The 13,978-nt window shown below is 71.5% G+C and carries 8 protein-coding genes; 4 read left to right on the top strand and 4 right to left on the bottom strand.

The window, feature by feature from the left end; translation table 11 throughout:
* Positions 1-9: 9 nt before the first annotated feature.
* The 3 genes from E9998_RS15135 to E9998_RS15125 are packed head-to-tail and all read right to left on the bottom strand — an operon-like array spanning position 10 to position 4,618.
* The gene (locus E9998_RS15135) at positions 10-2,370 is read right to left on the bottom strand and encodes a transglutaminase TgpA family protein (protein WP_136530541.1); all 2,361 of its coding nucleotides are present in this window, start codon (positions 2,368-2,370) and stop codon (positions 10-12) included.
* The gene (locus E9998_RS15130; RefSeq protein ID WP_136530540.1) at positions 2,367-3,611 is read right to left on the bottom strand and encodes a DUF58 domain-containing protein; all 1,245 of its coding nucleotides are present in this window, start codon (positions 3,609-3,611) and stop codon (positions 2,367-2,369) included. The genes E9998_RS15135 and E9998_RS15130 overlap by 4 nt, the downstream gene beginning before the upstream one ends.
* 2 nt (positions 3,612-3,613) lie before the next feature.
* Positions 3,614-4,618, bottom strand: a complete 1,005-nt coding sequence (locus tag E9998_RS15125; RefSeq protein WP_240037632.1) for an AAA family ATPase — start codon at positions 4,616-4,618, stop codon at positions 3,614-3,616.
* A gap of 387 nt (positions 4,619-5,005) precedes the next feature.
* Between E9998_RS15125 and leuS the strand changes: the two genes are divergently transcribed.
* Both leuS and E9998_RS15115 read left to right on the top strand, forming a co-directional pair.
* Complete coding sequence (gene leuS, locus E9998_RS15120; protein WP_136530538.1) at positions 5,006-7,822, top strand: leucine--tRNA ligase; 2,817 nt, start codon at positions 5,006-5,008, stop codon at positions 7,820-7,822.
* 203 nt (positions 7,823-8,025) lie between these two features.
* Positions 8,026-9,429, top strand: a complete 1,404-nt coding sequence (locus E9998_RS15115; RefSeq protein WP_204745459.1) for an endo-1,4-beta-xylanase — start codon at positions 8,026-8,028, stop codon at positions 9,427-9,429.
* A 68-nt stretch (positions 9,430-9,497) separates the two neighbouring features.
* Here the strand turns inward: E9998_RS15115 and E9998_RS15110 are convergent, their stop codons facing one another.
* Positions 9,498-9,968 carry a Dps family protein gene (locus E9998_RS15110; RefSeq protein WP_136530537.1) on the bottom strand — a complete coding sequence of 157 codons (471 nt, stop codon included), beginning with the start codon at positions 9,966-9,968 and terminating at the stop codon, positions 9,498-9,500.
* A 266-nt stretch (positions 9,969-10,234) separates the two neighbouring features.
* Between E9998_RS15110 and E9998_RS15105 the strand changes: the two genes are divergently transcribed.
* A complete protein-coding gene (locus tag E9998_RS15105) occupies positions 10,235-12,532 on the top strand; it encodes a TIM-barrel domain-containing protein (protein WP_136530536.1) in 2,298 nt (765 codons plus the stop codon).
* On the top strand, positions 12,533-13,921 hold the full coding sequence (gene xylB / locus E9998_RS15100; RefSeq protein WP_136530535.1) for a xylulokinase: 1,389 nt from the start codon (positions 12,533-12,535) through the stop codon (positions 13,919-13,921).
* Positions 13,922-13,978 lie beyond the last annotated feature (57 nt).

The raw sequence follows: 13,978 nt of genomic DNA, 5'->3' as shown, positions 1-13,978 counted from the left end.
TCGGCAACTCTATGGGCGGCCTGTGACAGATCCGCCCCCGCGGTTGTTCGAACGTCGCTTCCGCCGCATCGCCGACCGCATTGTGGCCGAGGCCTTCGCGGAGCCGCGTGCGAACGCCGACCCGCCCTCGACCGGCCTGGGGGCGAACTTCGCCGCCAGGGACGCGGGCCAGAACCGCGCCCGCAGCCGCTGCCGCGGCTCGGCGAGGCGGTGGAGTTCGGTACGCAGGTCCTCGACGGCGTCGCCGAGCCCTTCGGTGGGCGCGTCCCTGGGGGAGTAGCGGTCCTGCGCGAGCGCCGAGCCGAGCGCGGTGGCCGCCGCGCGGGCGCCGGGGGCGGCCTGCGCGAGCACGCCGCCGGCCTGCCTGGGCGTGAGCGAGTCCGACAGGACCACCCCGTAGTCGGCGGCCAGGTCGGTCGCCTCGGCCCACGCCGACTGTGCGTTCAGGTGCCCTCGGTCGAGCCGGGAGCGGCGTATGCCACCGCGCCACAGCGCCGGCATGAACGGCACCGCGAGCAGGAGCAGCAGGGCCAGCCAGGCCGGGTTGAACGTCGACCCCGAGGCGCCGGTGCCGTCGGCGGCCGCCGCGGTCGGGCCGTCGGTCGGCTCGCCCTCGGCCGGCGGGCTCGCGCCGTCGGCCGACGGGTCGGCCTCCGAGGGGGCCTCGGTGGGCTCGACGGTCGCGCCGGTCTCGTCGGTCGGCTGCTCCACCGGTTCGGCGGGCTCGGCCGCCCACGGGAACGACACCGAGCCGGCCACGCCCGCCGCGGGCGTCGGGTCGAAGGTGACCCAGCCGGGGCCGTCGTAGTAGACCTCGACCCACGCGTGGTAGTCGTGGCTCGTCAGCACCCACGAGTCGCCGTCCCTGCTGCCCTGCGACATGCCGATGACCACGCGGGCGGCCACGTCGGCCTCGCGGAGCATCCACGCCATCGCGGCCGCGTACTGCTGGCAGTACCCGGCCCGGGTCTCCAGGAAGTCCAGGATGGCCTCGTCCGAGCCCGCGTCGGCGGTCTGGAGCGAGTAGCGGAACCCGTTCTCCACCGACAGGAAGTCGAGGACGGCCATGACCTTCTCGTGCACCGAGTCGGCGCCGGAGACCACGCCGTCCACCGTCTCGACCAGGTCGGGGACGTCGGGGTGGTCGGTGTTGGCCGCCCACCGCGGATCGTCGGGGTCCATGCCGCCGGAGGCGGCGAGCACGGCGGTCTCGGGCGTCGCGTCGGTGTAGGTGACGGTGTAGGAGTCGACGTCGCCCATGTCGGAGCCGTCGCCGACGATGACGTCGGTGTCGGCGTCGACGTTCCAGTCCCCGTCGATGTCGATGTCCGTGGGCCTGCCGTAGACGGGCACGACCGGGGCCTCCAGCTGGAGGTTCTCGATGACGGCCTCGTACTCCTCCTCGCCGCCGGCGCCGGGAAGCTCGTCGAGGTCCTCCTCGCCGTCGTACTCGTTAGGCCCGAACCCGTCGTTCGTCAGCTCGTCGAGGACGTGCATCCGCAGGTAGCGCGGACTCGGGTCGGTCGTGGTGACCCGCAGGACGTCGACCGCCTCGGGGCGGTTGAGCGAACCCGACAGCTGCGCCCAGGGGTTGACGTCGCCGAGCCCGTAGTTCTCGCCGCCGCCGAAGTCGCTGGCGACCCGGTCGACCAGGCCGTCCGTGTCCACCGGGATCACGGCCAGCACCACCAGCGTCGCCGTCACGAACGCCGTCGCCGACCAGCGCGCCGACCGCGCCATCGGCGACGGGAAGCCCTGCCCGACCAGCTGCCCGGTCCCGGTGAACCGGTGCCCGAACGCCGAGACGCGCCGCAGGTTGTCGTCGGCGAGGATCCACAGGTACGCCACGGCCGGGAGGATGAACCAGAACCAGGCGGTCGCCTCGGGGGCGACCGAGACCGGCACCAGGTACATCGTCAGCAGCGTCAGGCCCGCGAGCGCCGGGGTGCGCAGACCGACCACGAACATGTCGTGCAGGACCGCGACGATCCCGACCCCGACCATCGTGAGGAAGAGGATGCCGCCCTCGGGGGCGACCGGGGGGGCGTTCACGACGATGTCGGCCACGCCCGTGCCGACGAGCTCGAACCAGTGCTCGAACGTGCCCGGCGTCGGGATGATCACCAGCAGCGCCGTGCCGCCGCCGAAGCCCGCGGTGAGCACCACCAGGAGCGCCCCGAGCATCGCGAGGGTCTGGAGGCCCTGGCCGCGCCCCGCCCCGCGCAGGAGCGAGCCGGTCACGGCGATCACGGTGATCTCCAGGAGCACCGGGAACGTCCACCCCAGGCCGTCGAAGACGCCCAGGAGCGGCGTCAGCGTCAAGGCCAGGGTGACGGCCGCGACCATGGTGGCGTGCCGCTGTCCGCTCATGCGAGGGTCCTCCACGCGCCCAGGCGGGTCCACACCCGGCGCAGCTCCGTCCCGGCCACGACCGGGATCACCTGCCAGCCCGCGTTCGACAGCGCCAGGACCGCGGCCCGGTGCTGCTCGGCGAAGGCCTGCTCGCGCGGGTCGACCCGGCCGGTCGGGGCCTTCGGAATCCACCGCACGGGGTCGACGATCAGGGCCGTGCAGGCCCCGCCGCGCCGCGCCAGGCGCCCCAGCGCCGCGGCCTCCTCCGGCGTCAGGTGGCCCAGCAGCGCGATGATGCCCGACACCGACCGGGGCCGCTGCGCCTTCTCGACCATGTGCGCGATCGGCGCCTCGGGGGCGGCGGCGACGGTCGCGAGGTACCGCATCGCCTGGCTGTAGTCGCCTTGGCGGCACTCGAAGTCGCGGTGCGCGGTGATGAGCCACGGGTCGATGCCGTCGCGCGCGAGGCGCACCGTCGCCGAGGCGGCCGCGTCCACCATCCACTCGAAGCTCGACAGTTCACCGCGGTGGGCCCCGCGCCGCACGTCCAGCAGGACGGCCGCGTTGTTGTCCCACGGCTGCTCCTCGCGGCGCACCATGAGCTGCCCGCGGTGGGCGCTGGCCTTCCAGTGGACGCGGCGCATGTCGTCGCCGTGCCGGTACTCGCGCACGGCGATGTCGTCGTTGCCGGTGATCGCGACCGCGTGCGCGGCCGACTCGCCTGAGGACATCCCCGCGCCGCCCGGCAGCAGCAGGCTCGTCAAAGGCTGGATGCGCGGGGTCACCACCAGTTCGGTCGTCACCGGGAACTCCTGCACCGAGACGGCCAGGCCGAACGGGTCGGCCGTGCGCACCGTCAGCGGCCCCAGCTCGTAGGCGCCCCTCGTGCCGGGCGTGATCGTGTAGTTGACGACGCTCCTCGCCCCGGGGGCCAGGCGCTCCAGCACCAGGCGCGGCCGGTTGCCCAGCCGGTAGGGGATGCGGTCCTCCAGCATGAGCGCCGGCGGGCGCCGCCTGCCGATGTTCTGGATGCCCAGGCGCACCTGCGTGGGCTGCCCGGCCTCGACCTGCGGCGGGTTCAGCACCCGGTTGGACTCCAGTGAGGGCCGGGTCCACCGCAGGATCAGCAGGCCGCCGAGCGGGGCGACGGCGGCCAGGAGCGCGGCGCGCAGCAGGTCGCCCTCGCCCACCGCCAGTGCGGTGAGCCCGACGACCGCGCTCACCGCCAGCAGCGTCTTGCCGCGTCCGGTGAGCTCCACGCCTAGAACCTCCCCGGGTGGGACACCACCGGGACGTGCCTGAGGATCTCGGAGACGATCGCCTTCGTGTCGCCCCCGCCCATCGTCGTCTCGGCGGTCGGGATGAGCCGGTGCGCCAGGACCGGGACGGCCAGCTGCTGCACGTCGTCGGGCAGCGCGAAGTCGCGCCCGTCCATCGCGGCGAGCACCTGCGTGCACCGCAGCAGCTGGAGCGTCGCGCGCGGGCTCGCGCCCAGGCGCACCTGCGCGTTCGTGCGTGTCGCCGTCACCAGCTCCACCACGTACCGCTTGAGCTCGGGCGCCAGGTGCACCGCGCGGGCGGCGGCGATCATCCGCACGATCATCTCCGCGTCGGCCACCGGCCGCAGCGCGTCCAGCGGGTTGTACTCCTCGCGCCGGTCCAGCAGCTCCAGCTCGGCCTTCATGTCCGGGTAGCCGATGCCCAGGCGAGCGGTGAAGCGGTCGCGCTGCGCCTCCGGCAGCGGGTAGGTCCCCTCCATCTCCACCGGGTTCTGGGTGGCGATGACCATGAACGGGCTGCGCAGCTTGTACGTGTTCCCGTCGACGGTGACCTGGCGTTCCTCCATGCACTCCAGGAGCGCCGACTGCGTCTTGGGGCTCGCGCGGTTGATCTCGTCGCCGAGGATGAGGTTGCCGAAGATCGCCCCGGGCTTGAACACGAAGTCGCGCTTCTCGGGGTCGAAGATGCTCACGCCGGTCACGTCGGAGGGCAGCAGGTCCGGTGTGAACTGGATGCGGCGCACCGAGCAGTCCACCGAGCGGGCCAGCGCCTTCGCCAGCTGCGTCTTCCCGACACCGGGAACGTCCTCCAGCAGCAGGTGGCCCTCCGCCAGCATGACCGCCAGCGCGAGCTTGATCGTGTGGGACTTGCCCTCGATCACCCACTCGACGTTGGTCAGGATCGCCTCGGCCGTCGCCTTGAACTCCTGAGGGGAGAGCGGCGTCGGACCCTGCGGCTGCTGAGCTGGGGACGACTCGAAGGTCAAAGGTCCTCCCGGGATCGAATTTTTTTGAGGTGGGACACCGCGGCGAGACCCGCCTCGGCGCCTGGACGACGCCGCGGACCGCCGTGCGGCGAGGCGCCGGCCCCGCGTACCGGATGCGCGGGACGCCGCGTCGTGAAACGCCGTGCGCCGTAACTGTCTCTTGTTCGCCATCGTACCCGTGCGCGCCCACTCGTCATGTCGCGCGCCACCGAAAGCGCGCTCCGGTACAATGGTGGCCATGTCTCGGCGTTTCGAGCTTCTTATCTAGCCGTGTCGGATCGAACCCGCACGGCGACCCCTGCATGCCAGGGGTTTTTTGCTGTCTAGGGTCGTTCCGGGGCAACGCCGGCCCACACCGAAGCCGCATCCAGGACCACAGGACGAGTCATGAGCGAACCCGCACACCGTTACGACGCCAAGCTGGCCAACGCGATCGAGCCGCGCTGGCAGGCGCGATGGGAGGCCGAGGAGACGTTCCGCGCGCCCAACCCGGCCGGCGCCCTCGCCGAACCCGACCACCCGCGCGCCGGTGCGCCCAAGAAGTTCGTCATGGACATGTTCCCCTACCCCTCGGGCGCGGGCCTGCACGTGGGCCACCCGCTGGGGTACATCGCCACCGACGCGTACTCGCGGTACCTGCGCATGGCCGGGTTCAACGTCCTGCACCCGCTGGGCATGGACGCGTTCGGCCTGCCGACCGAGCAGTACGCGGTCGCCACGGGCCGCCAGCCCGCCGAGATCACCGCCGAGAACATCGAGCGGTACCGGCGCCAGCTGCGCATGGTCGGCATGGGCTACGACAACCGCCGCGACTTCGCGACCACCGACCCCGACTACTTCAAGTGGACCCAGTGGATCTTCCTGCAGATCTTCAACTCCTACTACGACGCCGAGGCCGACCGGGCCCGCCCGATCGCCGAGCTCGTCGCCGCGTTCGAGTCCGGTGAGCGCACCGTCGAGGACGGGCGGGCCTGGGCCGACCTGAGCGACGTCGAGCGCCGCCGGACGATCGACGGCCACCGCCTGGCCTACGTCACCGAGGCGCCCGTGAACTGGTGCCCGGGGCTGGGCACGGTCCTGTCGAACGAGGAGGTCACCTCCGAGGGGCGCTCGGAGCGCGGGAACTTCCCGGTCTACACGCGCACCCTGAAGCAGTGGATGATGCGCATCACCGCCTACGCCGACCGGCTGCTGGCCGACCTCGACGGCCTGGACTGGACCGAGTCGCTGAAGTCCATGCAGCGCAACTGGATCGGCAAGTCCGTCGGCGCGTTCGTCGACTTCGCGACCTACGCGGGGGACATCCGGGTCTTCACCACCCGCCCCGACACGCTGTTCGGCGCCACCTACATGGTCCTGGCCCCCGAGCACCCGCTGGTCGACGCGCTGACCGCCGAGTCCTGGCCCGCGGACGCCCCCGCCGCCTGGACCGGCGGTCACGACACGCCCGCCGCCGCCGTCGCCGCCTACCGCGCCCAGGCCGCCGCCAAGACCGACGTGGAGCGCCAGGCCGACGCCAAGCAGAAGACCGGCGTCTTCACCGGCGGCTTCGCCACCAACCCCGTCAACGGCGACACCGTCCCGGTGTTCATCGCCGACTACGTCCTGGCCGGCTACGGCACCGGCGCGATCATGGCCGTGCCCGCCCACGACGAGCGCGACTTCGACTTCGCCACCGCCTTCGGCATCCCCGTCGTCCAGGTCATCACCGACGGCACGGACTGGGACCGCCAGGCGGTCCTGTCGAGCACCGCCGGCACCGCCGTCAACTCCGGGTTCCTCGACGGCATGAGCGTCGCCGACGCCAAGGCCCGCATGATCGACTGGCTGGCCGAGCACGGCCGCGGCGAGGGCGCCACCACCTTCCGCCTGCGCGACTGGCTGTTCAGCCGCCAGCGCTACTGGGGCGAGCCCTTCCCGATCGTCTACGACGAGACCGGCCTGCCCGTTGCCCTGACCGAGGACCACCTGCCGGTCGAACTGCCGCACCTGGACGACTTCTCGCCCAAGACCTTCGACCCCGAGGACGCCGCCTCCGCCCCCGAGCCGCCCCTGGGCCGCGCCAAGGACTGGGTCGAGGTCGAACTCGACCTGGGCGAGGGGCCCAGGACCTACACGCGCGAACTGAACACCATGCCCAACTGGGCCGGCTCCTCCTGGTACGAGCTGCGCTACACCGACCCCAAGGCCGCCGCGGTCCTGGCAGACCCGGCCAACGAGTCCTACTGGATGGGCCCGCGCGACGCCGAGGACGTCGGCGGCGTCGACCTGTACATCGGCGGGGTCGAGCACGCCGTCCTGCACCTGCTGTACGCCCGCTTCTGGCAGAAGGTCCTGTTCGACCTGGGCCACGTCTCCAGCCGCGAGCCCTTCCGCCGCCTGTTCAACCAGGGCTACATCCAGGCCTACGCCTACACCGACGACCGCGGCGTCTACGTCCCGGCCGAAGAGGTCGAGGAGCAGACCGACGGCGTCTTCACCTACAAGGGGGAGAAGGTGAACCGCGAGTACGGCAAGATGGGCAAGTCGCTGAAGAACGTCGTCACCCCCGACGAGGTCTGCGAGGCCTACGGCGCCGACACCTTCCGCGTCTACGAGATGTCCATGGGCCCGCTGGCCGACTCCAAGCCCTGGGAGACCCGCGCCATCGTCGGCTCCCAGCGGTTCCTGCAACGCCTGTGGCGCAACATCGTCGACGAGGAGACCGGCGAGGTCACCGTCGCCGACGCCGAACCGGACGCCGCCACCCTGCGCGAGATCCACAAGGCCGTCGCCGGGGTCCGCGAGGACTACGAGCACCTGCGCATGAACACCGCCGTCGCCAAGCTCATCACTCTGAACAACCACGTGACCGGCCTGCACCCGGTGCCGCGCGCCGCGGCCGAGGCCCTGGTGACCATGGTCGCGCCGATCGCCCCGCACATCGCCGAGGAGCTGTGGGAGCGCATGGGCAACGAGGGCGGCATCGCCTACGCGCCCTTCCCCGAGGTCGACGAGCGGTACCTGGTCGAGGACACCGTGACCTACCCGGTCCAGATCAACGGGAAGGTGCGCGGGCGCATCGAGATCGGCGCCGACGCCGGCGAGGAGGCCGTCAAGGCCGCCGCGCTGGCGGAGGAGCGGGTCGCGGCGAACCTGGAGGGCAAGGACGTCAAGAAGGTCATCGTCGTCGCCGGCCGGATGGTCTCGATCGTGGCGAAGTGACCGCCCTCCGCTGATTCGTCCTATATGGCCACAGGCGCGGACCCGGAGCGATCCGGGTCCGCGCCTGCGTGCTGGGACGACCGCACCTCAGTATTGACGCGTGTCTATACATTCGCTAGGCTGTGCCCTACCTTGGGAGCGCTCCGCTCCCCTTTGCGACAGCCTCGTTCCCTCACGCGCGGCCACAGACTGAGGAGCTATTAGTGCTGCACACTCGTAAACGCCGCCGTGCGTTGATCGCGGGGGTCGTCACCGTCGCGACCGCGGCCCTGGGCATCGGGCTCTCGACCCAGTTCGCGAGCGCACAGACCACACTCCGCGGCGCGGCCGACGAGGCCGGGATCGACATCGGCATCGCCGTCGACGCCAACCAGCTTCAGAACAACGCGACCTACCGCAACCTCGTGGCGACCGAGTTCAACTCGCTGACCGCCGAGAACGCGATGAAGTGGGACGCCACCGAACCGAGCGACAACTCCTGGAACTTCTCGGGCGCCGACGCCATCGTCGACTTCGCCGAGGACAACGACCAGACCGTCCACGGCCACACCTTCGTGTGGCACAGCCAGACGCCGCAGTGGGTCCAGAACCTCTCGGCCTCGGCGATGCAGGCGGCCATGGTCGACCACATCAACACGCTGGCCAACCGCTACGAGGGCCGGGTCGACTCCTGGGACGTCGTCAACGAGGTCGTGAGCGACAACAACGGCGCCATGCGCGACTCGTTCTGGCGCAACACCCTCGGCGACGGCTACATCACCACCGCGTTCCAGACCGCCCGCGCGGCCGACCCTAACGCCGACCTCTACATCAACGACTACTCGATCGAGGGCGACAACGCCAAGTCCGACCGGATCTACACGATCGCGCAGGGCCTGAACTCCCAGAACCTCATCGACGGCGTCGGCTTCCAGTCGCACCTCATCCTCGGCCAGGTCCCCTCGACCATGGAGGCCAACCTCCAGCGCTTCATCGACCTCGGCCTGAAGGTCCGCATCACCGAGCTCGACATCCGCATCCAGACGCCGGCCGACGCCAACGAGCTCCAGCAGCAGGCGAACGACTACGAGCGCGTGGTCTCGATCTGCGCCGAGCTGGCCGACTGCTCCGGCGTCACCGTGTGGGGCCTGCGCGACGCCGACTCCTGGGTGCCCGGCGTCTTCCCCGGCTACGGCGCCCCGCTGCTGTTCGACGACAACTTCGGCAAGAAGCCGGCCTACAACGCGGTGCTGGAGGCCCTCGGCGGCGACGGCTCGGAGGAGCCCACCACCACCGACCCCGGCACCACGACCCCGCCGCCCACCGGCGACGGCGACTGCACCGCCGAGATCGACGTGGTCAACGACTGGGGCTCGGGCTGGCAGGGCAACGTGCTCATCACCGCCGACAACGGCGCGGTGAACGGCTGGACGCTCACGTGGACCTGGCCCTCGGGCCAGTCCATCACCAGCTCGTGGAACGCGACCGTGACCTCCAGCGGGTCCTCGGTGACCGCGAGCGACGTGGGCTGGAACGCCAACATCGCGGCCGGGCAGACGATGAACGCCTGGGGCTTCGTCGGCTCCGGCTCCAGCGCCGCCCCGCAGGTCACCTGCACCGCCGATTAGACCCTGCTCTTCGCAGAAAAAGGCCGGGGCCGGAACGCGACGGCGTTCCGGCCCCGGCTGCGAAGCCCTCAGCCGAGTTCGGCCTGGAACATCCAGCTCTGCTTCTCCAGCTCGGCGGTGACGCCGATGAGGAGGTCCTGGGTGACCGGGTCGGCCGACTCGGTGACCTCGATGCGCTCGCGCATGTTGGCGATGATCGACCCGTAGGCCTCGATGAACAGCGAGACGACCTCGGTGTCGCTGATGGTGCCGTCGTGGATCTTGGGGACCGAGGAGTGCTCGGCGACCGTGGCGGCCCTGCCGTCGGCGCTCACGCCGATGGCGATGGCCCGCTCGGCGACCAGGTCGGTGGCGTTGCGCGCCGACACGACGATCTCGTCGAGCTGGAGGTGGAGCGAGCGGAAGTTCTTGCCGTAGACGTTCCAGTGCGCCTGCTTGCCGACCAGCGAGAGGTCGATGAGGTCGACCAGCGCGCCCTGGAGGGCCTCGGCGGTGATATCGCGGTTCTCGTCGGAAAGACTGGAGCGGACGGTCGACATCTCAGTACCTCGCAGGAATCGCTCGTGGTCCGGCAGTTGCACCGACCAGGTTAGTCGTCCTGCGCCCGTCCGGAGGCGAACCGCGACAGCCGGGGCGGTCCGGTTCGGCGGCGCGCGGCGAAACGGCCCCGCGACGGACCGCGGCGCCGATAATACTGAGAGCCATCGCCCCCGGTCGCAATTTGTTGGATTAGTCGATAAACTAACGGACGTCGCGCCGCACCGGCCCGGCCGCCGTACGCACCCTGAACAGGCAGGAGCACCGAATGCCTTATCGCCCGCCGCTGGTCGCCCGCGAGTTCTTCGTCGCCGACCCCCCGGAGCTGCCCCAGCGCGCCCCGGGCGAGCAGGGTCTGTCGGCCGTCCAGCGGGCCGAGGTCGCGGCCCGCGAGTCCGCCTCGGTCCTCCTCAAGGCCGCCACGAGCGCCGGCGAGGAGCTGTACGTCAGCCTCACCGCCGTCGCCGAGGGCGTCGTCCGCGCGCGCCTGTCCGCCGACCCGCAGGCCCGCCCCGCCTCCGAGCGGATCATCGAGATGGTCCACGCCGGCACCTACGCCGACGCGACCGTGACCGCCGAGGACGGCACCGTCGTCGTCGACGCCGGCTCCGTGCGCGCCGTCGCCACCCTCGAACCCTGGTCGCTGCGCTACACCGACGCCGACGGCCGCACCCTCGTCGCCCAGAACCCCGGCGAAGAGGACATCTCGGGCCGCCTGCGCACGCTCCCCTTCGGCCGCTCCATCGTCGACGGCGCCCCCGTCGCCTACCACGAGTCCTTCACGGCCGCACCGGACGAGGCCTTCGCCGGGTTCGGCGAGCGCTTCGCGCCCCTGAACGCGCGCGGCCAGCGCCCGCTCATGTGGAACTTCGACGCGTTCGGCTCGGAGTCCATCCGCGCCTACAAGAACATCCCGATCTACGTCTCCGACCGCGGCTACGGCGTCCTGGTCAACTCCGGCGCCCCCGTCGAGTTCGACATGGCCCAGCAGACCCACGCGGCCGTCGAGATCCTCGTCCCCGACGACGTCCTGGAGTACTTCGTGCTCGGCGGCACGCCGCTGGAGGTCATCGACCGCTACGACGGGCTCACCTCACGCCCGGCGCTGCCGCCCAAGTGGGCCTTCGGCACCTGGATCTCCTCGGGCTTCTTCGAGGACAGCCGCGAGAAGGTCCTGGAGCGGGCCGCGAAGATCCGCGGTCGCGGCATCCCCTGCGACGTGCTCCACCTCGACACCTTCTGGCAGACCGACGGCCACTGGTCGGACATGCAGTGGGACCCCGAGAACTTCCCCGAGGCCCCCTCGCTCATGGCCGAGCTGGCCGAGCAGGGCTTCAAGGTCTGCCTGTGGATGAACTCCTACATCTCCCACAAGTCCCCGCTGTTCAAGGTCGCCGACGAGGCCGGCTACTTCCTCAAGGACGCCAAGGGCGAGACGTACGTGGCCGACACCTGGCACGGCTCGTTCCCCGCCTGCGGCATCGTCGACTTCACCAACCCCGAGGCCACCGCGTGGTGGAAGGACCTGCTGCGCGGGCCCCTGCGCGACGGTGCGGCCCTGTACAAGACCGACTTCGCCGAGGGCGTGCCCGCCGACGCGGTGGCGCACAACGGCATGACCGGCACCGAGCTGCACAACGTGTACACGCTGCTGTACAACGACGCGGTCTGCGAGGTGACCCGCGAGATCCACGGGTACGACTTCGTGTGGGCGCGCTCGTCGTTCCTCGGCGGCCAGCGCCACCCCGCGCAGTGGTCCGGCGACGTCCAGACCACCTGGGCCGGCCTGGGCGGCACCATCCGCGGCGGCCTCTCGCACGGCCTGTCGGGCGTCCCGTTCTGGTCGCACGACACCGGCGGCTTCAACGGCCGCCCCACCGACGACCTGTACATCCGCTGGGCCCAGTTCGGCGCGCTCTCGCCGCTGCTGCGCTACCACGGCACCACCACGCGCGAGCTGTGGGAGTTCTCCGAGGAGGCCGAGCGCCTCGCGGTCGAGGCCCTGAAGCTGCGCTACTCGCTGGCGCCCTACATCTACTCGGCGGCCGTGCGCGCCTCGCGCACCGGCGAGCCGGTGCTGCGCGCGCTCAACGTCGACGACCCGGCCGACCCGGTCTCGTGGACCGCCGACCAGGAGTACCGCTTCGGCACCGACCTGCTCGTGGCCCCGGTCAACGACCCGTCGGGCGAGCGCAAGGTCTACCTGCCCGAGGGCCGGTGGATCGACTTCTGGACCAAGGAGGTCCACGAGGGCGGCCGGTACATCGACACGAAGCACGGCCTGGAGACCTTCCCGGTCTTCGTGCGCTACGGCGCGATCCTCCCGCGCGTCGCGCCCGGCGCGACCTTCGGCGACGGGCCCTTCGAGGGCGTCACGCTCGAAGTGTGGGGGACGCCGACCGAGGGGATCGTGCTCTCCGACGTCGACGGCGACACCGTCATCACTGTAGAAACTGTTTCAGAAACTGTTGTGACCCTGGTTTCGAGCGGTCCCGCGGACCTCGCTAATGTGAGCGTCATCGACGTCGTCGGTAAGCCCGTGAAGGCCGAGCTGGAGCGTAAATAGATGAGCCTTGTAGCCGGAGTCGACTCCTCCACCCAGTCCACGAAGGTCCTCCTGGTCGAAACCGAGACCGGCGAGATCGTCGACTCCGGCCGGGCCTCCCACCCCGAGGGCACCGAATGCCCGCCCGAGGCCTGGTGGGAGGCCCTCCAAGAGGCCGGCAAGGGCCTCCTCGAACGCGCCGACGCCGTGGCCGTCGCCGGCCAGCAGCACGGCATGGTCGCCCTCGACGCCGAAGGCGACGTGGTCCGGCCCGCCCTGCTGTGGAACGACACCCGCTCGGCCCCCCAGGCCGAGCGCCTCACCGCCGAGAGCGGCGCCGAGGCCTGGGCCGCCGACACCGGCCTCGTCCTCGCCGCCTCCTTCACCGCCACGAAACTCGCCTGGCTCGCCGAGCACGAGCCCGAGAACGCCGCCCGCACCGCCGCCGTCATGCTCCCGCACGACTGGCTCACCATGAAGCTCCGCGGCGTCCCCCACACGGAGGCCACCACCGACCGCTCCGACGCCTCCGGCACCGGCTACTGGTCCCCGCGCACCGGCGCCTACGTCACCGACCGCCTCGTCCAGGCCTTCGGCCGCGAACTCGCGCTCCCGCGCGTCGCCGCCCCGAACGAGGTCGTCGGCCGCTCCACCTGGGGCGCCGCCGTCGCCCCCGGCACCGGCGACAACGCCGGCGCCGCCCTCGGCCTCGGGCTCGGCCCCGGCGACGTCGCGGTCTCCCTCGGCACCTCCGGCACCGTCTTCGGCGTCTCCGAGGTCCCCGCCAACGACCCCTCCGGGCTCGTCGCCGGGTTCGCCGACGCCACCGGCCGCTTCCTGCCGCTGGTGTGCACCCTCAACGCGGCCCGCGTCCTCGACACGTTCCGTAACCTCCTCGGTGTGGACCATGCCGAGTTCGACGCGCTCGCGCTCGCCGCCGCGTCCGGAGCCGGAGGCCTCGCCCTCCTGCCGTACCTCGACGGCGAACGCACCCCCGCCCGGCCGAACGCCACCGGCGTCCTCTCCGGGATCACCACCGGCGCCACCCGCGCCGACCTCGCCCGCGCCGCCGTCGAAGGGATGCTCTCGGCCCAGGCCGACGGGCTCGCCGCGATGGCCGCCCAGGGCCTCGAGGCCTCCCGGGTCCTCCTCATCGGCGGCGCCGCCGCCTCCGAAGCAGTCCGCCGAATCGCCCCCACCGTGTTCGGCGTCGACGTCGAAGTCCCCCCCTCGGCCGAGTACGTGGCCCTCGGCGCCGCCAAGCAGGCGGCGTGGGCGCTCACGGGCGCGGCCGAACCGCCACAGTGGAAGACGGGCGGCACCGAGCGGTACACCGGCACCGCCGGCCCGGTTGCCGACCAGTACGCGACCCTCAGGGACGAGACCTCGTCCTGGGCCAAGCACCGTTAACAGCAAAGGACAGCAGATGAACGACGATTTCGCACCGGTGCCCGAGGACAAGTTCTC

The organism is Glycomyces paridis, from assembly GCF_004912155.1.
Taxonomy (GTDB): domain Bacteria; phylum Actinomycetota; class Actinomycetes; order Mycobacteriales; family Micromonosporaceae; genus Glycomyces; species Glycomyces paridis.
This window is presented reverse-complemented; position numbering and strand designations above follow the sequence as displayed.

Coding starts and splice junctions, on each gene's coding strand:
- E9998_RS15135 (WP_136530541.1), bottom strand. CDS start 2,370: ATGAGCGGACAGCGGCACGCCACCATGGTCGCGGCCGTCACCCTGGCC.
- E9998_RS15110 (WP_136530537.1), bottom strand. CDS start 9,968: ATGTCGACCGTCCGCTCCAGTCTTTCCGACGAGAACCGCGATATCACC.
- leuS (WP_136530538.1), top strand. CDS start 5,006: ATGAGCGAACCCGCACACCGTTACGACGCCAAGCTGGCCAACGCGATC.
- E9998_RS15105 (WP_136530536.1), top strand. CDS start 10,235: ATGCCTTATCGCCCGCCGCTGGTCGCCCGCGAGTTCTTCGTCGCCGAC.
- xylB (WP_136530535.1), top strand. CDS start 12,533: ATGAGCCTTGTAGCCGGAGTCGACTCCTCCACCCAGTCCACGAAGGTC.